The sequence below is a fragment of the Paenibacillus sp. MMS20-IR301 genome, assembly GCF_032302195.1.
GTDB lineage: Bacteria > Bacillota > Bacilli > Paenibacillales > Paenibacillaceae > Paenibacillus_AQ.
In genome coordinates this window covers 5199167-5223561 of the sequence record NZ_CP135275.1, presented here as the reverse complement: position 1 = coordinate 5223561, position 24395 = coordinate 5199167, and the positions used below count along the sequence as shown (strand labels likewise).

The following is a 24395-nucleotide window of genomic DNA, read 5'->3' as shown; positions in this document are numbered from 1 at the left end:
ATGACATACATAATATAATAATTCCTAATATGGTAAAATTAGCTGTTGTTAAAGCGTGCCTGCGCTTGAAGACAGGCGGATTAATATTTAGAAACTATTACCACTCTATCCCGCATTTTGACTCAGAACCTTTATTTCCAGCCCCTTTTTATATAACAACCCACATACCCCTGTTTCAAGCGAAGTCGTTTAACCTGTCCAAGAAATTGTATGCAAATAAACCGGCTCCAAAACCTGCCTCCTCCGTGGGGGTTTTTTCGTATGCAGCATCGTTTGATCAATGAATCGGCTAGGCGGGAATGAAGTCGTGAAGAGCGTGAAGAAAAAATAAATAAAATAAGAATGATATGAGTTGACATTGGTAAATTAAGGACATATACTGTGTATATAGATATATACAGTAAGCACAGAGAGATGAACACTGAAGCATCGTGAATCTGCTGCCCTGTCGCTCAAGAACTAACAAAGCGAGGTTAGAGGTTATGACAACGTTAAAGCATGCATGGGTCATCGTACGCAGTGATTTCCGCGGTGACCGGCTGAAGCTGCTGTGGGCGCTGCTGTTCGCCGTCTTATTCATGGGGTACATGGCCGTAATGGGCGGCATGATATTCGATGATGCAGTCAGCCTGGGGGAGGGAAAGCTGATCAGCGATGTTCTGCTGGTTACGATTATATGCATAATGGGAGTCACCTTCTCCAGGAGAAACATGAAGTACCTGGCAGATGATACCTATACCCGGTTGCTGGCTTATATGCGGACGCTGCCGGTCCCGGCTGCGGTCATTCTCTGCCGGAGGCAGCTGAATACACTGTTCGCCTTCACCGTAAACGGTGCGTTGTACTTCAGTTTAATCTATGCCATTGGCGCAAGTATCCGCAGAGAGCTGCCGGTACCCGCATATCTCGCATTTGCCCTCACCTGGATCGGCTTCGGTCTGATCATTGCCGGATTATTCATTTTTATCGAGTTCTCGGTCAGCGGCAAAATGTACTTCGTAAATATGATCGCTGTCATGTTTCTGGGTATAGGTGCTGCGGGACTGATCAGGCTGGCTGGAGGCAATATGCTATTGTCCAGTGTTGCTGTCTCAAAGGAATGGGGGCTGTTATCACCGCTGATGTGGGGATCGCTGCTGCTGGGTACATTATCGGTGCAGCTGTTCTCCAGATGGACGATTCACCGGTTGAAGAGCCGCGATCTCGTATGAGACGGGGCAGGGCGTTCATCCGGGAAGCCGGAGCCTCGGAAGGCGGGTGTGAATGATGTGGATACCAATACAAATTAACGAGAACAGTGCAGAGCCGCTGTATCATCAGATCGAGACCCAGCTGAGATCGCTGATTATCTCCGGGACAATAACTGAGGGGACACTTCTTCCCTCCATCCGCGAATTCGCCGGTGATCTGAAATGCAGTGTGATTACAGTCCGCAGGGTCTATCAGGATCTGGAGAATGAAGGATTGCTGAGGACGAGGCAGGGAACAGGCACCTTCGTCTCCCATGTTGGAGATGGAGCGATGGCGGGTTATAAGCAGGAAGCTATCCGCAAGGCGCTGGAGAGTGCAGTGGATGTCGGCCTGTCTGTACAGTGCAGCGAAGAAGAGCTTACACAGCTGTTCATGGTGATTGTGAAAGACAAATACGGGAAGCCGAATTAAAGGACGGGGGATCTCATGGTACAGCAAGCTGTAGAACTGCGGAATGTATGCAAGAAGCGGCGCAGCAAGACGGTAGGGCCGCTGAATCTGGGCCTGCCGCAAGGATATATTACTGCCCTGGTAGGCCAGAACGGCTCAGGTAAAAGCACCCTGCTGCACATGCTGCTGCAGCTGGCGTTCCCCGGAGAGGGCGAGATCCGCTGGTTCGGAGAGGCTTATAAGGACGGACTGCCGCTTGCACTCCGCCAGAATATAGCTTACGTACCGGAGCTCCCGCAGAATGAGGAGAATTTCTGGACGGCCGATGAAGCTGCGGAATTCCGCCGCCATTGGTATCCATCCTGGGACCACAGCTATTATGAGGAGCTGATGCTGAGGTTCGAGGTGCCGCGCCATGCCAGACTGGGCAAGATGTCCAAGGGTGAGCGCCGCAAATTCGAGATCGCTGCGGCGCTGGCCGCGAAGCCCCGGCTGCTGCTGCTGGATGAGCCGTCCTCTGGCCTTGACCCTTTTGCCTGGAAAATTATGATTGAGACCCTGCAGAACTATATGGAGCAGCATGAGGCTACGATTATAATCTCTACCCATATTATTGAAGAGGTGCGCAGACTTGCAGATTATATCGTGCTGATGCATCAGGGGCAGCTGCTCGGCATGACCGAGAAGGACAGTTTGTTCGGCTCCTGGAGTGAAATGTGGGTCCAGGTGGAGGGGGAGCAGGAAATGAAGGAGCTGGCGGCAGAGCTGCCGCAGGCGGTGGAGCTCAAGCTGGAAACGCCGGGCGTGGCATCCTTTATGACCCAGCAAATCTATCTATATGAGAAACGCATTCAGGATTTGGGCGTAAAGGTACTGAAGAGCCGCAGCCTGGAGCTGGATGAAATTCTAAGCTTATGGACCCGGGGACATCGTCCGGTTCTGATCGACCAGAAGAGAGGGGAATAAGGAATGGAAGCTTTGCATTTGGAACAGGTAGTGAAGCAGTACGGAGAGAAGACGGCAGTCAACGGAATCAGTCTGAAGGTGGAACAAGGCGAAATTTACGGTCTGCTGGGAGCAAACGGCGCCGGCAAAACGACGACTATGCGTATGGTACTGGGGCTGATCTATCCAGATGAAGGCCGGATTCTTTATAACGGCAAGCCGTACAGCACGGAGCTGCAGCATCTGATGGGTTATCTGCCGGAGGAGCGTGGGTTGTACCCTAAGGTTAAAGTGAGCGACCAGATTATCTACCTGGCCCGGCTGCGCGGAATGTCAGCAAGTGATGCGGACAAGAGCCTGCGCTACTGGCTGGACCGGTTCGATGTTCCGGAATACTACAATAAGAAGATTGAAGAGCTGTCCAAGGGCAATCAGCAGAAAATGGGCTTCGTCGCCGCTGTTGTTCATAAGCCGAAGATTCTGATTCTGGATGAAGCCTTCAGCGGCCTCGATCCGGTAAATGTGGAGCTGCTTAAGGAGACTGTCAGAGAGATGCGGGATCAGGGCACAAGCATTCTGTTCTCCACCCACCGGATGGAGCATGTAGAGGAGCTGTGCCGCAATATTACCATCCTTGACCGCTCGAACACCGTAGTCCAGGGGGATATCCGGGAGATCAAGAAAGGGTATCCGCGTGAGGAAGTCGTCCTGCGGACGGCTGGAGAAGTGAACGGGCTTGCTGGGATTGCCGGAGTGACTAAGGTGGAGCGGCAGGAGCGGGGATACCTGTTGTCCATTAGCGAGATCGGAGCCGCACAGCGGATCCTTCAGCAGGCAATGGCTCAGGGCGAGGTAGAGCATTTCGAAATTAAGGAACCGACACTAAACCAAATCTTTATCAGAGCGGTGGGTGAATCCAATGAATAAAATGGGGACGATTATTAACTTTACATTCCGGAATAAAGTCAGAACGAAATCATTCATGATTACAACCCTGATTCTGGTGCTTCTGCTGAGCATCGGGATGAATATCCCTTACCTGATTAAAGTGTTCAAAGGTGAAGACGATAATGCTAAGAGCGGCACACAGATCGGTGTTGTTGCCGAGCAGGGTTACCGGCCTGCAGAGCTTCTTGTAGCCTACACACCGCCGGCTGAAACAGCCGACCCGGTCACTTTCACAGCCTTCACTTCTGCAGATGATGCTGCGCTGAAGCAGGGGCTGGATAAAGGGGATATTGAGGGTTATCTGACATTTGCTGCAGAGAGCAGTGAAGGGGTGCCGCCGGTTACTTATCACAGCAAGGACGGGGAGCTTGACAGCAGTGTACAGATGTACCTGCAGGGTGCATTACAGCAGGTGAATACCGGGCTGATCGTTGGCGATAAGCTGACTGAGAGCCAGGTGGCCGCAATCTTCGCTCCGGTCTCCATCGGAACCGAGCAGCTTGCCGGTGACACGGCTGAAGGCACGGACCAGGCAGAGAGCAAGCCGGTCATCAATTATGTTGTTGTCTATGTTCTGCTGATGCTGTTCTTCATGTCCGTGATGATGACCGGTAACATGATTGCTGCGGAGATTACTTCAGAGAAAAGCTCGCGTATCATGGAAATTCTCATTACCAGCGCTTCGCCGCTGACGCAAATGTTCGGCAAGGTAATCGGGATCTTCCTCGTCGGCCTGCTGCAGATCGGAATTATAGCAGCCAGTATCGCCCTGAACCTGATGCTGCCGCATAACTCCAGTGTAATGACTGATTTCGACCTGGATCTGGGACAGCTGAATGCAAGTATTCTGATCTACGGATTGATTCTGTATATTCTCGGTTACTTCCTGTATGCCCTTATGTATGCTGCTGTAGGTTCGATTGTCAGCCGGACAGAGGATCTGGGGCAGGCCATTATGCCGGTAATGATGATTGGCTTCGTCAGCTTCTACGTTCCGCTGTTCAGCATCTCAAACGCTGACACCATGCTGGTTAAGGTAGCAAGCTATGTTCCATTCACTTCGTCACTCAGTCTGCTGCTGCGGATTGGTCTCGGTCAAGTAGCCACCTGGGAGATCATCGTCTCACTGGCGATTCTGCTGGTAACAACCTTCATCTTCGGCTGGCTCGCCGCCAAGATCTACCGCACCGGTGTACTGATGTACGGCAAGCGTCCTAGTATCAAAGAGATCAGAAAAGCTATGAAAGCTTATAAAATATAAGGAGCGGGTAATCATGAAAAATATACAACAGCAAAATGTGGGAATGTTATTTGCAGGTTCTTTTCTTGCACTGACGGCAAGCCGGATTATTGAATCAAACGGCAGCAATCTGATCGATTTTTCACAAGGTTTGTTAACGGGTATAGGGATTGCGGGTATGGTGGTCAGCCTTCTGGTCTATGGAAGATATCAAAAGCAAAGCCGTTAAGACCGGATATTGATCAGAGCAGGCTGTTGGACGATTATCCTTATGAGGAGTGTCTTGGATGGAAAAGGAGAAGCTGAAATTAGCGTTACTGATATTCTTTGGCTGGGTGCTCATCGCTGCAGGGCTAATCGCCCAATCTGCCGGAGCAGCGTTGAGTGATATTGTGCGGGGCATCATGACGGGCGGGGGGATTGGCATCATGCTGCTGGCACTCTTGATATTCCGCAAGAATAACCGGTTTAGCAAAACAGAGTAAGAGCTCATAAGTTAACAATCAGCTCTGTAAGGGCCCGGTATATTTCAACCTATATGGCAGCAGGTACAAAGTCCATTCGTCTGGAGACGGGTGGGCTTTTTTATGGTTTAGGAAATTATGATTTTCGTCTGGTGTGGATAAGGTGTGTATAAAGTTGGGGATAAGTTTTGATCTACCCGTTAGGGTGATTTTGTTCTGGAAACCTGAAGATTTGCGTGGATTTGATGGCTTGCAGCAATAGCCAGACAATATTGCATCTGCCCATACAAAATGGGCTTTACGTAAAACTACCTATTTGTGAACATTGTGAAAACAATGGCTGGTTAGAATGAACCGGTATGCAAATAATAAATTTTACGAATAAGGAGGCAATGAATTGAAGAATTTTATCAACAAGTCACTTTCCGTGATGCTGATCCTAATCATGGTATTGGGAATCGGCACCAATGGAATGACGGCGCTGGCGGAGAATGTTAATGATGGCGGAGCGCTTCAGAGTCAAGCAGAGCAGCCGATTACATTGCTGGAAGGAAACTCGAACTGGAGATATGTAGATAACGGAAGTGATCAGGGCACCGTTTGGCAGGCAGTCTATGATGACTCCAACTGGAAAATTGGACAGGCCCCCCTGGGCTACAAGCATGACGGAACTGGAGTAAGTACTACAACATTCGGCCCGCTTAATACTGAGATTAGCTATGGCGGTAATAAATCAAATAAGTATATCACTTCGTACTTCCGTACGAATATCAATATGGATAAAGAGCAATTAAGCGCTTTTGATAAGATCGAAGGGACATTCGGATTCGATGACGGCTTCGTCTTGTATTTAAACGGTACAGAAATCTATCGTGAAGGCATGCCTGCCGGAGCGATTAATTATTTGACCAAGAGTACTTACAATAAGAGTGATCCCAATATCTCCAAGGTAAACTTGGCTGATGTTGTGAAGGCAAATCTGAAGGACGGCATCAATGAGCTTGCGGCTGAGGTCCATCAAACCAGTGCAAGCAGCTCAGATCTATATTGGGATATGAAATTGATTGCCTATCCGGCGGCTGAGCCGGTGCTGCCTGGTCAAGGCAAGCCGGAATCCCTTGCACTGACCTTTAACGGAGATCCTCAGACACGCATGGGTTTTGCCTGGTATGCTCCTGAAACGGTAACGGGGACTACACTTGAAGTGGTAGAAGCTGCAGCGCTTCAGGGAAATGAGTTTCCGGCAGAAGGAATTCTTACTTTTGAGGGCACCTCGCTAACTGCGAACATCTACCAGTCCAGAGCAGATAAGTCAGCCGGGATTACTTCTGTAATCTCCAGCCACAAAGTCATTGCGGAGAACTTGAAGCCGGGCACAAAATATGCCTACCGCGCAGGTGATGGGCAAGACGGCAACTGGAGTGATATTGGAACGTTCACGACCGAAGCAGCGGTGAACCCGGCGTATCAGTTCCTTTACACTACAGATTCCCAAGGAACCACTGAAGAGGATTTTGACATCTGGAATCACACCCTCCAGGAAGGTCTAGCGAAATTCCCGGACGTACAGTTTATTCTGAATACTGGAGATTTGGTGGACCATGGTGACATTGAAGACCAATGGGGCTGGTTCTTCGCCAAGCCGAAGGATATTCTGAAGAACATCCCGCTGGTTCCGCTGGTTGGTAATCATGAGAGCAAGAACTACAGCAATTTCACTGGACATTTCAATCTTCCGAACATTTCGAATACAGGGGCTAAACCCGATGGTTCAGTATATTCTATGGACTACGGCCCGGCGCACTTTATGGTTCTTAACACAGAGTATTACGGAGAAAGCTCCAGCGCTGAAAATAATGAAATCTATTCCAGGCAAGTGGAATGGCTGCGCAGTGAAGTAGCCAAAACGGATAAACAGTGGAAGATTGTGCTGCTGCATAAATCCCCGTATTCGGTAGCAAGTCATACCGATGATAAGGATGTATTGTTCTATCGTTCGCAATTGACGAAAGTATTCGATGAGCTTGGTGTCGATATGGTCATCGGCGGACATGATCATACGTACACCCGGAGTTATCAAATGCTGAATAACGAGCCTTTGACAGATATTGTTCCGGATTCAGACGGTACGGTCACCGATCCTGAGGGAACGCTTTATCTGATTACGAATGCTGCAGGCAACAAGAAATATAACGTTGCTTCCGGCCCCTTCCCGTTTGCTGCTAAATACGAGCAGCCGGGTAAAGAAATGTTTACGGGGTTCACCGTTACAGATAATGACTTGAGCTACAAGGCGTATACAACAACAACCGGAGGAACTTCAGATCTCTATGATGGATACAGTATCCATAAGTCAGATGTAACTGTGCCTGCTGTTCAGAATGCTCAAATGATTACAGGTGCAGACGGCAAGCTGACATTGACTTGGGAAGCTCCCGCTACTGAGCTGCCGGTCTCCGGATACCGGGTATATGAGAATAACGATCTGCTTGGAGCTAACTGGAACACTGTAATATCAACGGAAACAGGAACAACAACTTACAGCTATACTGTAGATAACTCGGATCCTTCACGGGATTACCAGTTTGTAATTAAGGCTGTAAGCGGCCGGAATCAGTCTGAGGGTGTTATTGCCAGCCAGCCGGCCGTGAGCAAAGTGACTGTGACTTATCATGGTGATCCGCGCAGTGCCAAGGGGTTCACTTGGTATACACCGCTAAGTGCGAAGAATAATGACTTGCAGGTTGTAGAGCGGACGCAAACAGCGCCGGACTTTGCGGAAGCCACTGCTTTTAGCGGGCGCTCAGCAGCTTCCACTAATGCCAAGGAAGAATTGGTGCACAAAGCGGAAGCCACCGGACTCAAGGCTGACACCTCTTATTATTTCCGTGTGGGGGATCAATCCCTGGGGATCTGGAGTGCCGCAGGTACCTTCCGTACAGCGCCTGAGTCAGGTGCATTTACTTTCATTGACCTTGCGGACACACAGGCCAAGACTGAGGATGAAGCCATTCTGTCCTCAGAGACTCTTGCAAAGGCTCTGACAACAGTGCCGGATGCACAGTTTGTAGTTCATAACGGAGATATTGTGGATACCGGAACGAAGGAGACCCAATGGGATTGGCTGCTTGGCCACTCTCAAGACAGTTTGCTTAATACCACAATTGTTCCATCCGCTGGTAACCATGAAGATGAAGCTAATGCATTCTATGAGCATTTCAATATTCAGGAGGCACCAGGCTCGGCAACAGAAACTGGAGCATATTATTCGTATGATTACAGTAATGCCCATTTTGTTGTATTGAACAGCAATGAGGATTCTGAAGCCTATGCCAATTTCAGTACAGACCAGGTAGAATGGCTTAAGGCAGATGTGAAATCGGCCAAGGAAGCCGGAGCAGGCTGGATTATTGTTAACATTCATAAAGGACCTTACACAACCTCTAATCACGCTACCGATAAGGATATTATGGGTGCGAACGGGGTAAGGGCAAAGATTGCCCCGCTTATGGCTGAGCTGGGTATCGATTTCGTATTGCAGGGACATGACCATATCTATGCGCGTACGAAGCCTATCCAGGCAGATGGAACTGCTGCAGCTGCAACCAAAATCACCGAATCCCTGAACGGGACAACAGTAGAGTATACTGTGAATCCGGATGGGGCCATCTATCTGATACCGGCTACGGCTGGAGCGAAGGTCTATTATAAGAACAAGAAGGAAGCCCTCGGGGATGCGTATTACAATCTCTTCGAAAAGGCTGAAGAAAACCATGCCGCGCCTTACGGGCCCGATCCAAGCGACAGCTCGCGTCCAAAGCGCGGCCAGATCCAGAATTTCGTTGGCATTACAGTCGATGGAGATAAGCTGACTGCAGTGTCCTATGAGATTGACCAGAATAAGGACAATGCTGAGCCTTACATTATTGAACAGTTTGGTATTCTGAAGAAGGAATCCGGAGGAGAAACACCGGATCCGGAGACGCCAACGCCAACACCAACATCAACACCAACACCAGCACCAACGGCAGCACCGACATTACCTCCTGTAACTGGAGGATCGACTGGAGCAGCAGCTACTCCGGCGCCAACGCCAACGCCTGCTGTTACCCCGGCGCCTGCACCGTCAGCCACTGCTGCACCATCAGCTGCACCGGCTGGCAACGGAAGCAGTCCTGCAGCGGGGCTGGTAATGTCTGATGCAGACAGTCACTGGGCAGCAGCAGCTATTCAAAAGGCAGTTGCAGCCGGCTTCGTCAACGGGTATGCGGATAATACCTTCCGTCCGAACCGTGAAGTGAACCGGGCAGAATTCGTCACGATGCTTGCCCGTGCACTTAAGCTTCCGGACACTGGAGCCGGAGCTTTTAAAGATATGAATGATATTCCGGCTTGGGCCAGATCTTACGCGGCTCAGGCTGCATCAGCCGGAATTGTCAGCGGTTATGCTGACGGAAGCTTCCGGCCGGAACAGAAGCTAACCCGTTCAGAGTTAACGGTGATGATCGTCAGATCTCTGGGAGTGACAGTAGATCCACAGGCTAAGCTGAACTTTGCAGATGCAGGTGATGTCCCTAAGTGGGCGGTACCGTACGTTGCCGCAGCTGTAGAGAGAACTCTAATCAGCGGAATCGGACAAAACCGTTTTGCCCCTAACCAGGTTGCAACGCGGGCAGAAGCGGTGACCTTAATTGTGAATCTGCTGGAGAATCAAGTGGAATAGTCAATTGGGAGAAATGTTATACGGCGCAGCCTTCCGGAATTTCCGGAGCTGCGCTTTTTAGTGTTTTTAATATCAAAATATAATCGCCGTTGTGAGGTAATGTCCTACTCCAGAGTTTAAGTGAAGGGAATCACGGTACAATTCAGCTGAGATTTTGTTTGTTATGGGGCGAATCTATGGAGTAGGAATAATATATTCTCTTACTGTACTTACAAGTATCGAAATTATTGTAATTTTATTGGATTAAAACTTCATAGAACCGTCAGGATAGTATTATTTATTTACTATACATTTTTTTATATTTTTTTATTTTTACTGTATATATGCTTGAACTGGGAAGCTATATGTTGATTTAGGATACAAGAATGCCCAAGGAGCTTCTTGCTGAACTGCCGGAATTCATTCTGTTGTATTCAGGGTGGAGCTGGTTATAGAGGGCCAATGTCATCTGTCTGGTTCAAATCCAATCCCAAGCTGACCCATACGGACGCCACAGCCTTTATTCGCTCAAAAAAGGTCATTTGGGCGGGTTTACGGACATGACGGCCCTTATCCGCCGCTTTTCATAGGCAAACTCCACTTTTCCGGTGAAATAACGGCGCTCATGTCCGCAAGTCCGGCACTCAGGTACCTTTCCTCGGGCTTAACGTCTCTCATGTCCGTAACGCTACGCTCGTCACTTGAACACCCATTGCGTGGCTGGCTGCTTTTCTTAATGGAGGGCACACTCACCTTATTTACCTGCGCGTGTCAGCTCATTTTACATGATTTTCCGCTTAAAGATGAGTTTTGGACTTCCGGCCGCTGTTTATGGTGAACATTCTGTAACTCAGGAGGTCGCTAGTGCCCCTACATATCCCTCCCACCGACTCTCTTTTCTAAAGTTTTTTAGTTCAATCTATATAGTAAAATATATTTAAAATAATATAATTTTATAGGTGATATTAATGTCTAAGGATTTTAATCAATTCATAAGCGATCCTGAGTTTGGAAGTTTAATAAATGAGACATTTCCAATAAATGGTAGTGGTGAGATTAGAAATGGTATAGATCAATTATTTAATGGCACAAATTTATTTGGAACGATCATTGTTAATTCTTACGAAAAGCATGAAGCACCAACTGTTTTAAATTTATTAAATAATGTATGCAATAATAAAGATGAAATTTCTTTCGATAGCTTTGGTTTATATTTCTTTTGGGATTATTACACAAAAGAGATAATGTATATTGGGATCTCAAATAACTTAAAACGTAGATTTGGTGAGCATAACTCCTTATTAAAAGTAAAAAAGTCTGCTGGTACAAAGTATAAAGAAATAACTGACTACTTTAAGTCAAAAGAAAAGCTGGGATATTCTATCCTTGTACAAAGCCCCTTTATACACAGTTCAGGTAGCTTCTTCTATAAAAAAGATGAAGAAATTAAAATAATTGAGGGAGCGGTTTTAGAAGAATATAGACAAAAGTTCTCCAAGTTGCCTATCTGGAATGGTATTGGAGGAATCTCAGCTGCGAGGAAGCCAAAGACCATGGAGAGATACGGCAATATTTTTCAAATGGTAACATTAAATGAAATAGGGTTTTTAAATGCAAAATCAACTTTAAGCGAAATAGCAAAAGATCGTGCTATAAAGTCTTTGGAGTTTAATCTAAATGTTATACGATCACATATGTACAAGTATGGCTGGGATTTCGAATCTACCATCGAAAAACTTCAAAAGTTTAATCGGTTTTTAGCTGAGAGGGGAGTTTATGATGCATTGGTAAATTATTCAACTATCGAGTGTTTGCGTAACGAAGAATATTTAAAAAAGCAAGTTGTTTTGTAAAGTGTGATATAGTTTATTTCTTTATAATTATATTGATTATTGAACATTAAGCAAACAACGATAAAAACATCTAATGTAATTTTGTTAAGTAATCTGATTTAAAGCCGCTAAGACCGGATGTTGTTCAGAGTAAGACTGTGGGACGATTATTCATAATTTCTTGTGTACTGTTATTGTGTTCCTGCGCAAATAGTAATAAGCAGCAGAACCTAAGTGATGATCCAGAACTGAACAATGTGGTTGTGGGCTACATGAATCATTTCAATGATATCTATAAGTGGAGCGTTTATGCATCGGATGAATATATTGCGAGAGTGTACATGTGGTGTTCCGGAGATACTTCTGAAAGTAAATCTATCGACGAAATGAAGCAGCAGTATGCTGAAATTAGTAAGGAGCGGGCAAGTCTAACAGACTATGAAATTAAGCAAATGAGCAAAATAAATACGGATGAATATGAAGTGGAGGTTCACCACTCTTGGGATAATGGAGGAGAAGATTCAACTATTTATTCCGCAGTAAAAGTAGATGGTGTATGGAAAGTGAATGATAGGATTTAAAGTGGTCTCTGCGGGGAAGAGAAGCGATGAAAGACACGATCAAGCGATTGGACAAGATGAAATTAACCAAAAGTTATTAACAACGGCGGAACAAGGTTTTACTTACAGGTCCTGCTCCGCCATTGTCTATATTGATCATTCAGCTGTGTAGCGCCGCTTATCTGCTATTCATGCGATATTATAGCCTGAAGCTCGCCCTGTAGCTGATAAGGTCCGAACTGAACCGGCAGGATGAGATGGTCACCCTTGTTCAGCTTATAATGGTTCTCCCTGTGCAGGAGGGAACCCTCGCCTTCAATGATGCTTATGAGCACATAATTCTCATTCGCAGGCACGGGGGCTGTCCCGGATACTTCCCATTTCTCGACAGTGAAGAAGGAATTCGAGACAAAGCGGGTCGCGGTTAAGCCATCGAGCTTGCTGGTATTATAAGCTGCGGGCTCGTAGGCCTGCGGGATCGTTGTAACGTCAATGGCTTTCGCCAGATGAAGCTCGCGCAGATTGCCATCCTTGTCCCGGCGGTCATAATCATAGACACGGTAGGTAGTATCGGAGCTTTGCTGGGTCTCAAGAACAACGATCCCTTTACCAAGGGCATGTATCGTTCCACTTGGCACATAGAAGAAGTCTCCCGGCTTCACAGGAACCTTGGTGAGCAGCTGATCCCACTCCCCCTGTTCGATCCGTTGTTCTAATTCCTCTCTCGTGGCAGCTTCATGGCCGTATATAATTACCGCCCCCGGCTCTGCATCGACAATATACCAGCATTCCGTCTTGCCCAGCTCACCGTTCTCATGCTTCCCTGCATATTCGTCATCCGGATGTACTTGAACGGACAAATCATCTGACGCATCCAGGAGCTTGATAAGCAGAGGGAACACCGGGGAAGCCGAACGGAACAGCTCCGGATGAGAGCTCCATAATTGCCCCAGCTCCATCCCCTCGTAAGGACCGCCCTTAACTGTACTCTGGCCGTTCTGATGTGCTGAGATGGCCCAGCATTCTCCGGTAGAATCACTTGGAATCGGGTAACCGAACAAGTCTCTCAGCTTGGTTCCGCCCCAAATACGTTCCTGGTATACAGGCTGTAAAAAGATTGGCTGATTCATTCACTGACACTCCTCTAATAAGTAATATGAATAAGTGCTGCTGCGCCGATCAGGCCGGCATCCTGCTGAAGGGCGGCAGGAACAACGGCGGTATCGCGGCCGGAAGGATTCAGGGCATGACGCTGGATATAATTACGGACGGCTCCGAACAAGGGCTCGCCTACCTGGGAGACACCGCCTCCGATAACGAGCAATTCCGGGTCAAAGGTATTGATGAGTGTGACGCAGCCGGTGGCGATATAGCCGAATACCCGGTCAACCAATGCTTTGATTGCAGTATCCCGGCCGGAGAAGGCCAGCTCAAATACTTCCTTGGAAGTTACCTGTCTGCCCAGCAGCCGGCTGCCTTCCCTTGCAATTGCTGTTCCGGAGGCGATATATTCAAAGCATCCGTGCTGTCCGCAGCTGCACAGCCCTGCGGCTGGATCAATGACGATATGTCCGATATCACCGGCATTTCCGGTGGCTCCGGTAATCAGTCTGCCATGGCTGTAGATTCCCGCCCCAATACCGGTGCTGATGGTAATATAAATGAAATGCTCGGCAGAAGCGGCTGCTCCTACCCATTTCTCGGCCAGAGCCGCAGCTGTCGCATCATTCTCCAGTACAATAGGTGCCTGAAAGTGCCGCTTGAATGCAGCGACAACGGGGAAGTTCCACCAGCTGCGGAGATTGGGCGGCTCCGCAATCTGGCCAAGCCTGGTATTCAGCGGGCCGGGAGCCCCGATACCAATTCCTTTCAGGTCAGACTCCTGCAGACCTGCATCTGAGAGCAGCTGAGTTACTGCGGCAGCAATCTTATCGACCATTTCTGGCGGTGTAACCGACAGGTCTGTAGGAAGAGAGGTTTTGGACAATACCTGTCCTTCCGGGGAGACAAGGCCCAGGGCTGTTTTGGTGCCCCCGATATCAATACCCATTGCATAATTCACAACAAAGTCCTCCTGATATTCATTTTACTTGACAAACTTGACAAATGTGATATTTGTAAAGTAAATTTTGTTTAAGCTTATCACGTATTGAAGGGATTGAAAAGATCAATGGCCCGTAAAAAGAAGGTGTCGATGCAGGATATTGCCGATCGGCTGCATATTTCAAAAAATGCGGTTTCACTTGCTCTCCAGGATAAAAGGGGCGTCAGTGAGGAGATGCGCTACCGGATTTTACAGGTGGCTCAGGAAATGGGGTATGGCCAGTTTGCAGAGCGCACATCTGCCGGCGGGAATGTTCTGATCCTGATGCCGGAGCGGATTATGGGGTATCAGGATAATGATCACTTCAGATTTTTCCATGATCTGATCTGGGGACTCGAGAAAAGCATCCGCAAGAGAGGGCTTACTGCCGTAATATCACCTGTTGATGCTGAAATGGAAGCAAAGCTTCAGCTGCCGCAGGCATGTAAGGAAGTCTCATATGCTGGAATCATCTTGTTCGGAATTGTCGATAAGGCTTATGCCCGGCTTGTCTGGGAGCTGGATACACCGCTCGTGATGTTTGACTCCTATCACCGGGAGCTGCCCTGTCCGGTGGTTGCTTCCGCAAATACGGAAGGAGCCTACGAGGCAGTGAAGCTGCTGATCCGTTCCGGTCACCGCAGAATCGGGTTTATCGGTCCGGCCAATCTTACAACCAGTCATGAGGAGCGCTGGCTGGGATACTGGAGTGCAATGCAGGAGTCATCCCTTCCCCTGGATACAGGTACGATCATGGTATACTCCGCCGGCTTTCAGGATACGGAGCAGGAGATTGAGGATTATCTGAATGGGCTGGACACCTATCCGACAGCATTTTTTTGCGGGAATGACCGGATTGCCTATCTGCTGGCCAGACAGCTGCGGAAGCGCGGGCTGAGAATTCCGGACGATATCTCGATTGTCGGCTTTGATGATCTTCATTACGAAGAGGATAGCGGGCCGGGCATGACCACCATGCGGGTGGAAAAAGAACAAATGTGTGAAGCGGCAGCCGAAATGCTGTTATCCCTTAAAAGTGCTAACAGGGAAATGCTGCGGCATTATATCCGCCCTACACTGATTATCCGTAAGTCCGTAATGGAGCCAAACCATTCTTCACATTCCTAATATAACATGGTATATTAGGTTATGTCTTTTAGAGAGAGCTGCAATGGAGGTGCTTGATTATGGCCAATGACTCAGGCTCGCAACCGATGTATGAGATGATTTTTCAGACGCTTCGGGAGCGGATAACAAGGAATGAATATAAGATCGGGGACCGGGTCCCGTCGGAGAAAGAGCTTTGCAGTGAATTTGGGGTCAGCCGGATTACCTCGAAAAAAGCGCTGCAAATGCTGGCTGATGAGCAATTAATTATCCGCCAGCCGGGCAGGGGCTCCTTTGTGGCAGATTTCAATTCTGCATCAATGAAGCCTTATGACAGCCAGCAGAATGCCCGGGGATCCGGCAAGAAAAGAATTATCGGGCTGGTGATTACTAACTTCAGTGATATGTACGGCACAGAGCTAATATACGGAATGGAAGAAGCTTCACGGGAGAATGACTGCTTCCTGGTTGTGCGCCGCTCCTTCGGGATTCCTGAACTCGAGGAGAAGACCATCCAGCAGCTGCTTGGGCTTGGGGTAGACGGCCTGATTATCTTCCCTGCGCAGGGGGAATACTTCAGTGCCGAGATATTGAAGCTGGTGATACAGAAGTTTCCGTTTGTGATGATTGACCGGTATCTGAAGGGGATTCCAGCCTCCTCCGTCAGCACTGATAATGTTCAGGCGGCCAAGGAGGCGACGCGTTATCTCTTCGAATTAGGCCACCGGCATATCGGATTTCTGGCACCGCCGCCGGCGAATACAACCGCAATTGAGGAACGGATTGATGGAATTGTTGAAGCCCACGCGGAGCATAATCTGCCCGTGAACCGTGAGCTCTGGCTGGAGACGATTACGTCCACGATGCCGAATGTATTTGATCCGCAGGCCCGTGTAGATGATGTTAGCAAGCTGGTGCAGCATTTGCAGGCATATCCCGAAATTACTGCACTGTTTGCTGCAGAGTACAATATTGCCCTGCTTGTAGAAGAGGCAGCGGGCAAGCTGGGGCTGCGCATACCGGAGGACTTATCCGTCATTTGCTTTGACAGCCCGGAAGCCTATGAAGGCTGCCGGATCACGCATATGCGCCAGAATCAGTTCGGAATCGGTAAGCAGGCGTTTGAGAATGTACTCAATATGCAAGGGAATGAGCAGCCGATTACCCGGCTTCTTTTACCGGCTGAGCTGGTGAAGGGCAGATCAGCATCAACAGTCAAAGCGCATTAAGCATAAGAACATTGTATATTCAGGACTAACAAGCAAAGCCTTCGCAGAGAAGGCTTTTTTTGTTTTGATATTTCAATTGGCACAAATATACATATAACAATATATCATTTGCGAATTATTTATAATTAATATACCAATAATTATATTGACATATTATATTTAATATTTTACTATGATGAAAGCGTTTGACGTTGCTATAATACGATCTGGAGGTGCCACTTTCACCCTTGAAACTGCAAAATGAAATTCCAAAGTCGGTATACGGCCTAATTGAAAAGGTGAAAACAGAGTTAAAAGACTCACCAAAGCTAAAAAAAATGTTTGAGGACTGCATTATAAATACAATTGGCACGACGATTTCCCGCAAACCGGATGGTACAACATTTGTTATAACAGGTGATATACCAGCTATGTGGCTGCGTGATTCGGCTGCTCAGGTCCGCCCCTATCTGCTGCTTGCTGCAGAAGATCCGGAAATGGAAGAGATGATTGCCGGTCTGGTCAGACGGCAGATGAATTATATCCTGCTTGATCCTTATGCCAATGCCTTCAACGAACAGCCGAACGGCAAGGGCCACCAGGAAGATCTTACTGAGATGAGCCCATGGATCTGGGAGCGCAAATATGAAATTGATTCCCTGGCTTATCCGATTCAGCTGAGCTACCTGCTATGGAAGAACAGCGGCTGTGTTACACAGTTCGATGAGAGCTTCCGCCGGGCTGCCCTGGAGATCATTAAGCTGTGGAGAGTGGAGCAGCATCATGAGACGGATTCGCCGTACTTGTTCCAGCGTCTGGATGCTCCGCTTACGGATACGCTGGCAAGAGAAGGCAAGGGCAGTGAAACTGCTTTTACCGGGATGACCTGGTCCGGGTTCCGCCCGAGCGATGACAACTGTGAATACGGCTATCTGGTTCCGTCCAATATGTTCGCAGTGGTGGTACTGCGCTACCTGAAGGAAATTGCGGATGAGATCTATGGTGATCATGAACTGGCAGAAGCCGCCTTAAAGCTGGCAGATGAGATTAATCAGGGGATTCAGCAGCATGGGATTTACGAGCACCCTGTATATGGAAGAATCTACGCCTATGAGACCGACGGCAGAGGCAATTATAATCTTATGGATGATGCTAACGTTCCAAGCCTGCTGTCACTGCCTTATCTGGGCTATACCGATGAGCAGGATGAGATTTATGTAAATACCCGGAAGTTCATCTTAAGTGAAGATAATCCTTATTACTATAAAGGGAAGGTTGCAGAAGGAATCGGCAGCCCGCACACTCCTGAAGGTTATATTTGGCACATCGCTTTATCGATGCAGGGGCTTACCTCCCCGGAGCAAAGCGAGAAAGCACGCCTCCTGCAATTAATCCAGGATACAGACGCGGACACCGGCCTCACCCATGAAGGCTTCTCCGCAGACGATTCCAGAGAGTTTACCCGTCCTTGGTTCTCCTGGTCAAACATGCTGTTCAGCGAACTGATTATGGATTATTGCGGCTTCCGGGTATTGAAATAGCTCTTGTACTTTTCTTGAGCGGAAAGACGGCTTGGCCGTGCTTTTCGAAGCTGTTTTGAAAGCGTAAAGCAATTAAATAAAAAGGGGCAAACACAAATGAAGACAAACAAATTGAAAGTAACCATGACTGCAGCTATGGCTTCACTGCTTCTCTTGACAACAGCATGTTCAAGCGGCAATTCCGGCTCTGGGGCTAATGCTGAGGGCAAGGAAGAGGTTACCATTACGTTCCGTTCATCCGGCTCCGAAGATACCTTAACCAAATACTTTGAATCCGGACTGATTGACAAATTTGAGTCGGAAAACCCGGATATTAAAATCAACATCGCACCAGTACTCGCCAGCGAGGGGGACTATACCTCGAAGATTGTACTGCAGATGAAATCGCCGGATACAGCACCGGATATCGTGGCAGAAGATACTTCTATTATTAAATCGGATGCGGCAGCAGGCTATCTTGAACCGCTCGATACGCAGGTTGCAGGCTGGAGCGACTGGCAGGACAAGTTCATTGCGAATCTCAAATCCGGTGTAACCGGTGAAGACGGCAAGATTTATGGCATCCCTGCAACTTCAGATACACGCGGGATCTGGTACAATAAGGAGCTGCTTGCAGAGGCGGGAATCGCGGTACCGTTCCAGCCGGCAAGCTGGGAAGAAGTGCTTGAAGCAGCGCGTACGATTAAGGACAAGCTTCCGGGTGTAACCCCGCTTAATATGATCGTCGGTAAATCGAGCGGTGAAGGTGTAACTATGCAGACGCTTGAGATGCTGCTGTATGGTACCAATGATACGCTTTACAATAACGACACCAAGAAGTGGGTTGTTAGCAGCGCAGGTCTGCTGGACTCTTTCAAATTCATTAACCAGGTATTCAATGTAGATAAAACAGGACCGACTATGCAGGTAGCGCTGAACGGACAAGCCGGCAGCATCGCCTTCCAGCAGCTCTTCCCGCAAGGCAAGCTGGCGATGGCGGTTGACGGAAGCTGGGCAGGATCGACCTGGTTCGAGAACGGGGCAGCTCCTATCGAGAATGTAGCCGACAAAATGGGCTTCGCCCCATTCCCGACGCAGAACGGCCAGGAGCCTGGAGCAATCACCATGTCCGGCGGATGGGCCTGGTCCATTCCGGCAGAAGCACAGAACAAAGAAGCAGCATGGAAATTCCTTGAGTTCCTGATGAACCAGGAGAATGCTACCGCGCGTGTAGTGGCAGAGGGTAATCTTAGCCCGCGCAGTGATTCAGTAGATGTAGCAGGATATACCGACCGTACGTTTGTCGCTGAGGCGCAGGCTTTGCTGGAGGTTGCACAATTCCGTCCTGCCAATGATGAATATGCTACCGTATCGGCACAGCTGCAAAGCCTGGTGGAAAGTGTCGCATCAGGTAAGCTGGCGCCGGAAGCTGCCGTACAGCAGTTGAATGATAATGTAACCCGTTCACTCGGCGAAGATAAAGTAGAAGTTAAATAGAAGATTTGAACATCCGGCAAGGGGAGAAGCAATTCTCCTCTTTCGGATTTGGAGGGGGAGTGACCTATGAAAAGGAAGTCAAAGGGTGCGTTTTTATTTCTGACGCCTTCTGTCTTGCTGCTGTTAATATTCTTTATTGTTCCGATTATTCTGACCATTTACTTTGCATTTACCAATATGGCCTTGACGGGGAGTGCTGCCCGTAATCTGCAGTTTATCGGTTTCCAGAACTTCACCAACATGTTCCAGGACCCGGACTTCCGGATCAGCGTATGGAGAACACTGGTGTTTCTGATTTTCTCGGCCGTGATCGGCCAGGTGATACTCGGATTTATTCTGGCACTATTAATGAAAGAAAAGAATGTGACCTTCCGCCGGATTATCGGCATCATCGTTATCGCAGGCTGGGTAACTCCGGAAATTGTAGTGGCCTTCTGTATGGTGGCCTTCTTCAGTGATAACGGAACGCTCAATCAGATCATCGGCTGGTTCGGCATAAGTCCGGTATCCTGGCTGTTCAGCTTCCCGATGGTAAGTGTAATTATCGCCAATATTTGGCATGGTACTGCATTTTCAATGATGGTATACCAATCTGCTCTTGATGAAATTCCCAAGGATATTGAAGAGGCGGCCACGATTGACGGGGCTAATAATTTCAAGATTCTGCGTTATATCACCATCCCTATGGTAAAAGGTTCGATTGTCACCAACATGATGCTGGTTACGCTGCAGACGCTGGGTGTATTCACGCTCATTTATACGATGACCGGAGGCGGTCCGGGAACGTCCACACAGACCCTGCCGGTATTTATGTACAACCAGGCATTCGTCAATTATCAATTCGGATACGGTACAGCCATCTCGCTGGTGCTGCTGGTTATCGGGATTGTTGCAAGCTTGTTCTATATGAAATCAATGAAGGTCAAGGTCTAACCTTGAAGGAGGTGCATCACTGTGGTCAAGCATAGGCTTCAACGCAATATACAATACGGCATTCTTGTGGTTCTGGGACTCTGCTTCCTGGTTCCGTTATTCTGGATTCTGCTCGCTTCATTTGATACCAATGCCCAGCAGGGCATACGCTTCCCCAATTTCACGCTGGATAACTTCTCGGCAGTACTCGGTGATAGCGGCAATCTGCGTTCGTTTGGTGTCGGAGTTATCCTCTCAGGAGGCCAGGCTACGCTGGTCGTAATCGCATCCGTGCTGGCTGCATATCCGTTATCCCGCTATGAGATGAGGTTCAAAAAGAGCTTTCTGCTCAGTATTCTGTTCATGACGGCGCTGCCGATTACGGCGGTCATGGTTCCTGTATTCCAGATGTTTCTCTACTTCAAATTGCAGAACTCCATCTTCGCTACTATGCTGTTTCTTACTTCATCCTCCCTGCCGTACGGCATCTGGATGATGAAGAGCTTCATGGACTCTGTGCCGATTGATCTGGAGGAAGCCGCCTGGATTGACGGAGCCTCTATCTGGGGCGGACTTCGGAAAGTTGTCGCTCCACTCATGCTTCCCGGGATTGCAACGATTGCAATCTTCACGTTCTCGGGCAGCTGGGGCAATTTCTTCGTGCCGTACATTCTCCTGCAGACACCGGAGAAGCTGCCGGCATCGGTTACCATCTATCAGTTCTTCGGCAGCCACGGTATGGTTGAATACGGAAGACTCGCGGCTTTCTCATTGCTCTACACTATGCCTTCCGTAGTGCTGTATATGTTCTCCCAGCGTTATATGTCCAAAGGGTTCAGCATGGGCGGAGCGACTAAAGGATAATGGAGGTTCACCTGGATGACTAACAAGAAAACGGCTCACATCATCTCGCATACCCACTGGGACCGTGAATGGTATATGCCTTACGAGCATCATCATATGCTGCTGATTGAATTAATGGACAAGCTGCTGGATACGCTTGATCAGGACCCGGACTACCGGTATTTCCACTTGGACGGGCAGACCATTATCCGTGAGGATTATCTGCAGGTCCGCCCGGAGCAGAGAGAGCGGCTGGATAAGTATATCCGTGAAGGACGGATTCACTTCGGGCCGTGGTATGTGCTGCAGGATGAGTTCCTTACCAGCGGTGAGGCTAATCTGCGCAACCTGCTGACCGGACATGTGGATGCCAAGCCGTTTGGCATCATCTCCAAAACAGGGTATTTCCCGGACTCCTTCGGAAACATGGGCCAGGCGCCGCAGATTCTGCAGCAGGCTGGTATTAGTAATGCGATCTTCGGACGCGGCGTGAAGCCGACAGGCTTCAATAATACGGTAGGTGAAGCAGACAGCTATGAATCGCCTTATTCAGAGATGATCTGGCGCTCTCCGGATGGCTCGGAAGTGCTTGGCGTGCTGTTTGCCAACTGGTACTGCAATGGGATGGAGGTTCCGGCAGATCCGGCTGCAGCGAAAGCCTACTGGGATAAAAATCTCGCGGACGCCGAAAAATTCGCCTCTACCCCGCATCTGCTGTTCATGAACGGCTGCGATCACCAGCCGATTCAGACCGATCTGTCGCAGGCCATTCAGACAGCAGCTGAACTATATCCGGATGTCGAATTTGTGCATTCGAACTTCGACCAGTATCTGGAGGCGCTGAAGGACAATCTTCCCGGCGATCTGGTGACTGTTGAAGGCGAGCTGCGCAGCCAGCATACGGATGGCTGGGGAACGCTGGTGAATACAGCATCCTCCCGGGTATATCTGAAGCAGCTTAATCAGGCGGGCCAGACCCTGCTTGAAAAGGTTGCCGAACCGCTGGCTGCATTTGCCGGACTGGCAGGTGTGCAGGCTTATCCGCATCATCTTCTGACCTATGCGTGGAAGACGCTGATGCAGAATCATCCGCATGACAGCATTTGCGGCTGCAGTGTAGATGAAGTGCACCGCGAAATGGTAACCCGCTTCGCCAAGAGCAGCCAGATGGCGGAAGCCATCGCCGCACAGAGTGCCGGCTTATTGGCTGAAGCTATTGATGTAGCCGGTGTGACGGCATGGGGTGAAGCTCCTGTACCGTTTACCGTGTTCAATACGAGCGGCTGGACAAGAACCGGAACGGTTACAGTAGAGCTGATCACGGCGAAGAAGTATTTCCCTGAAGGCCCTAATCCGCAGGCTCTGGCCAAAGAATTGGCCCGGGAGCTGCAGGGTAACCTGCAGGTTATGGATGAAGCAGGTAAAGTATATCCGGCCGAGCTCGAGGATCTGGGAGTCCACTTCGGCTATGAGCTGCCTAAGGACCGTTTCCGGCAGCCATATATGGCCCGCAAGGTCCGGGTTACATTCCCGGCAGCGGATGTTGCCGCTCTGGGATACCGCACCTATGCACTGGTTGCAGATGCACCGGCTTCATCATCAGCAGAACTGGATACCGTTAAGGTACAGGGCAACACGATGGAGAATGCCAAGCTGAGTGTTACAGTGGCTGCCAACGGTACGGTTACGGTGACAGATAAGGCGTCCGGTGCTGTATATGCAGGTCTTAATGCTTATGAGAATACCGGCGATATCGGCAATGAATATGTGTACCGCCAGCCGGATGGTGAAGCAGCGCTTACTACTGAAGGCTTGCAGGCAGAAATTACATGGGTGGAAGACTCCCCGTTCCGTGCGGTGGTAGAGTCGGTCCTGCGCTGGGAAATTCCGGCCAGTGCCGATGAGGCTTTCCTGACAGAGAAACGCGAAATGGTGCCGTTCACAGAGCGTCGGGCCAGCCGTTCCAGCCGGATGGTTCCGCTTGTACTGACTACCCGTTATACGCTTGAAGCCGGCAGCGGTATGCTGCAGGTCCGCACAAGCTTCGATAATCAGGCCAAAGACCATAGGCTGAGAGCGTTATTCCCTACTGGTCTTGCTGCAGATCATCATTATGCGGATTCGGTGTTTGAAGTAGCCAAACGCAGCAACAAGCCTGCAGCAGAATGGGTCAATCCAAGCAATGCCCAGCATCAGCAGGTGTTCGCCAGCGTTGCTGACGGAGTGAACGGGCTTGCGGTAGCGAACAAGGGCTTGAACGAATACGAGGTGCTGCTGGACGGGCACAACACAATCGCGGTTACGCTGCTGCGCTCCTCCTCTGAACTGGGAGACTGGGGCGTGTTCGAAACGCCGGAAGCCCAGTGCCTGGGCGCACAGAGCGCTGAGTATGCAATCATTCCGTATACAGGTGACGGAGCCGAATCCGGTGCCTATGCACAGGCATATCAATATCAGATTCCGTGGACCGTTGTCCAGACCAAAGGCCCTGCCGCCAAAGTTGCTCCGGTAACTAAGGACGCGCAGGCTGGTGAGGGCGTTAAGCTTCCGTTATCCGGCCAGTGGTTAAGCTGGAACGCTGAAGCTTCCCCGCTGGCATTCTCTGCATTCAAATTCGCCGAGGAGACCGGAGATCTTGTTGCCCGCTGGTACAATCTGGGTGCAGAGCCGGCTGAGCTTAAGGTGGATACCTCTTTTGCAGCTGAGGCGGTATACACAAGTGACGTCCTGGAACGCCGGGTCTCCAGAATGGATTCAGCGGAGCAGCAGGTGGACGGCTATAAGATCGTTACACAGGTCTATCAGTTGAAGTAGGCGAATTTGCAGCAAACCATACATCCTCAAGGTCATGACTGATGAACAGTGGCTTTGAGGATGTTTTTATACACGAGCT

The 24395-nt window shown here is 49.1% G+C and carries 19 protein-coding genes; 17 read left to right on the top strand and 2 right to left on the bottom strand.

What is annotated here, in order from left to right; translation table 11 throughout:
• The first annotated feature begins 482 nt into the window (after nt 1-482).
• The 10 genes from LOS79_RS22270 (at nt 483) to LOS79_RS22225 (ending at nt 12353) form a co-directional block, all read left to right on the top strand.
• Nucleotides 483-1211, top strand: a complete 729-nt coding sequence (locus LOS79_RS22270) for a hypothetical protein (protein WP_315412401.1) — start codon at nt 483-485, stop codon at nt 1209-1211.
• A gap of 55 nt (nt 1212-1266) precedes the next feature.
• On the top strand, nt 1267-1662 hold the full coding sequence (locus tag LOS79_RS22265; protein WP_315422383.1) for a GntR family transcriptional regulator: 396 nt from the start codon (nt 1267-1269) through the stop codon (nt 1660-1662).
• A gap of 15 nt (nt 1663-1677) precedes the next feature.
• A complete protein-coding gene (locus tag LOS79_RS22260; protein WP_315412400.1) occupies nt 1678-2607 on the top strand; it encodes an ATP-binding cassette domain-containing protein in 930 nt (309 codons plus the stop codon).
• Between the two features lie 3 nt (nt 2608-2610).
• Nucleotides 2611-3513 (top strand): ABC transporter ATP-binding protein, encoded by a 903-nt coding sequence (locus LOS79_RS22255; protein WP_315412399.1) that lies wholly within the window; start codon nt 2611-2613, stop codon nt 3511-3513.
• Nucleotides 3506-4795, top strand: a complete 1290-nt coding sequence (locus tag LOS79_RS22250) for an ABC transporter permease (protein WP_315412398.1) — start codon at nt 3506-3508, stop codon at nt 4793-4795. The genes LOS79_RS22255 and LOS79_RS22250 overlap by 8 nt, the downstream gene beginning before the upstream one ends.
• Before the next feature lie 13 nt (nt 4796-4808).
• The gene (locus LOS79_RS22245; RefSeq protein WP_315412397.1) at nt 4809-5003 is read left to right on the top strand and encodes a hypothetical protein; all 195 of its coding nucleotides are present in this window, start codon (nt 4809-4811) and stop codon (nt 5001-5003) included.
• Nucleotides 5004-5061: 58 nt separating this feature from the next.
• Nucleotides 5062-5259 (top strand): hypothetical protein, encoded by a 198-nt coding sequence (locus LOS79_RS22240; protein WP_315412396.1) that lies wholly within the window; start codon nt 5062-5064, stop codon nt 5257-5259.
• 376 nt (nt 5260-5635) lie between these two features.
• Nucleotides 5636-9961 (top strand): S-layer homology domain-containing protein, encoded by a 4326-nt coding sequence (locus tag LOS79_RS22235; RefSeq protein ID WP_315412395.1) that lies wholly within the window; start codon nt 5636-5638, stop codon nt 9959-9961.
• 947 nt (nt 9962-10908) lie between these two features.
• Nucleotides 10909-11793, top strand: a complete 885-nt coding sequence (locus LOS79_RS22230; protein WP_315412393.1) for a GIY-YIG nuclease family protein — start codon at nt 10909-10911, stop codon at nt 11791-11793.
• Between the two features lie 251 nt (nt 11794-12044).
• Nucleotides 12045-12353 (top strand): DUF4878 domain-containing protein, encoded by a 309-nt coding sequence (locus LOS79_RS22225; protein WP_315412392.1) that lies wholly within the window; start codon nt 12045-12047, stop codon nt 12351-12353.
• A gap of 164 nt (nt 12354-12517) precedes the next feature.
• On the opposite strand, the gene manA is transcribed toward LOS79_RS22225, so the two are convergent.
• Both manA and LOS79_RS22215 read right to left on the bottom strand, forming a co-directional pair.
• A complete protein-coding gene (manA, locus tag LOS79_RS22220) occupies nt 12518-13462 on the bottom strand; it encodes a mannose-6-phosphate isomerase, class I (RefSeq protein WP_315412391.1) in 945 nt (314 codons plus the stop codon).
• 14 nt (nt 13463-13476) lie between these two features.
• Nucleotides 13477-14394, bottom strand: coding sequence for an ROK family protein (locus LOS79_RS22215; protein ID WP_315412390.1), 918 nt, complete (start codon nt 14392-14394; stop codon nt 13477-13479).
• 108 nt (nt 14395-14502) lie between these two features.
• Between LOS79_RS22215 and LOS79_RS22210 the strand changes: the two genes are divergently transcribed.
• From LOS79_RS22210 to LOS79_RS22180, 7 genes are all read left to right on the top strand, one after another.
• Nucleotides 14503-15543 carry a LacI family DNA-binding transcriptional regulator gene (locus tag LOS79_RS22210; RefSeq protein ID WP_315412389.1) on the top strand — a complete coding sequence of 347 codons (1041 nt, stop codon included), beginning with the start codon at nt 14503-14505 and terminating at the stop codon, nt 15541-15543.
• 59 nt (nt 15544-15602) lie between these two features.
• The gene (locus LOS79_RS22205) at nt 15603-16751 is read left to right on the top strand and encodes a GntR family transcriptional regulator (RefSeq protein ID WP_315412387.1); all 1149 of its coding nucleotides are present in this window, start codon (nt 15603-15605) and stop codon (nt 16749-16751) included.
• A 233-nt stretch (nt 16752-16984) separates the two neighbouring features.
• Entirely contained in the window at nt 16985-18271 is a 1287-nt protein-coding gene (locus LOS79_RS22200) for a glycoside hydrolase family 125 protein (protein ID WP_397386808.1), read from the top strand.
• A 96-nt stretch (nt 18272-18367) separates the two neighbouring features.
• Nucleotides 18368-19747 (top strand): extracellular solute-binding protein, encoded by a 1380-nt coding sequence (locus LOS79_RS22195; protein ID WP_315412385.1) that lies wholly within the window; start codon nt 18368-18370, stop codon nt 19745-19747.
• Between the two features lie 66 nt (nt 19748-19813).
• Nucleotides 19814-20680, top strand: a complete 867-nt coding sequence (locus tag LOS79_RS22190) for a carbohydrate ABC transporter permease (RefSeq protein WP_315412383.1) — start codon at nt 19814-19816, stop codon at nt 20678-20680.
• 21 nt (nt 20681-20701) lie between these two features.
• Nucleotides 20702-21523: a carbohydrate ABC transporter permease gene (locus LOS79_RS22185; protein WP_315412382.1), complete on the top strand. Its 822-nt coding sequence runs from the start codon at nt 20702-20704 to the stop codon at nt 21521-21523.
• A gap of 15 nt (nt 21524-21538) precedes the next feature.
• The gene (locus LOS79_RS22180) at nt 21539-24316 is read left to right on the top strand and encodes an alpha-mannosidase (protein WP_315412381.1); all 2778 of its coding nucleotides are present in this window, start codon (nt 21539-21541) and stop codon (nt 24314-24316) included.
• Nucleotides 24317-24395: the final 79 nt, after the last annotated feature.

Bases quoted from the DNA above. Each gene is read 5' to 3' on its own strand.
- LOS79_RS22270 (WP_315412401.1), top strand. From the start codon at position 483: ATGACAACGTTAAAGCATGCATGGGTCATCGTACGCAGTGATTTCCGC.
- LOS79_RS22210 (WP_315412389.1), top strand. From the start codon at position 14,503: ATGGCCCGTAAAAAGAAGGTGTCGATGCAGGATATTGCCGATCGGCTG.
- LOS79_RS22255 (WP_315412399.1), top strand. From the start codon at position 2,611: ATGGAAGCTTTGCATTTGGAACAGGTAGTGAAGCAGTACGGAGAGAAG.
- LOS79_RS22240 (WP_315412396.1), top strand. From the start codon at position 5,062: ATGGAAAAGGAGAAGCTGAAATTAGCGTTACTGATATTCTTTGGCTGG.
- LOS79_RS22180 (WP_315412381.1), top strand. From the start codon at position 21,539: ATGACTAACAAGAAAACGGCTCACATCATCTCGCATACCCACTGGGAC.
- LOS79_RS22250 (WP_315412398.1), top strand. From the start codon at position 3,506: ATGAATAAAATGGGGACGATTATTAACTTTACATTCCGGAATAAAGTC.
- LOS79_RS22225 (WP_315412392.1), top strand. From the start codon at position 12,045: ATGAATCATTTCAATGATATCTATAAGTGGAGCGTTTATGCATCGGAT.
- LOS79_RS22205 (WP_315412387.1), top strand. From the start codon at position 15,603: ATGGCCAATGACTCAGGCTCGCAACCGATGTATGAGATGATTTTTCAG.
- manA (WP_315412391.1), bottom strand. From the start codon at position 13,462: ATGAATCAGCCAATCTTTTTACAGCCTGTATACCAGGAACGTATTTGG.
- LOS79_RS22245 (WP_315412397.1), top strand. From the start codon at position 4,809: ATGAAAAATATACAACAGCAAAATGTGGGAATGTTATTTGCAGGTTCT.
- LOS79_RS22260 (WP_315412400.1), top strand. From the start codon at position 1,678: ATGGTACAGCAAGCTGTAGAACTGCGGAATGTATGCAAGAAGCGGCGC.
- LOS79_RS22190 (WP_315412383.1), top strand. From the start codon at position 19,814: ATGAAAAGGAAGTCAAAGGGTGCGTTTTTATTTCTGACGCCTTCTGTC.
- LOS79_RS22195 (WP_315412385.1), top strand. From the start codon at position 18,368: ATGAAGACAAACAAATTGAAAGTAACCATGACTGCAGCTATGGCTTCA.
- LOS79_RS22230 (WP_315412393.1), top strand. From the start codon at position 10,909: ATGTCTAAGGATTTTAATCAATTCATAAGCGATCCTGAGTTTGGAAGT.
- LOS79_RS22265 (WP_315422383.1), top strand. From the start codon at position 1,267: ATGTGGATACCAATACAAATTAACGAGAACAGTGCAGAGCCGCTGTAT.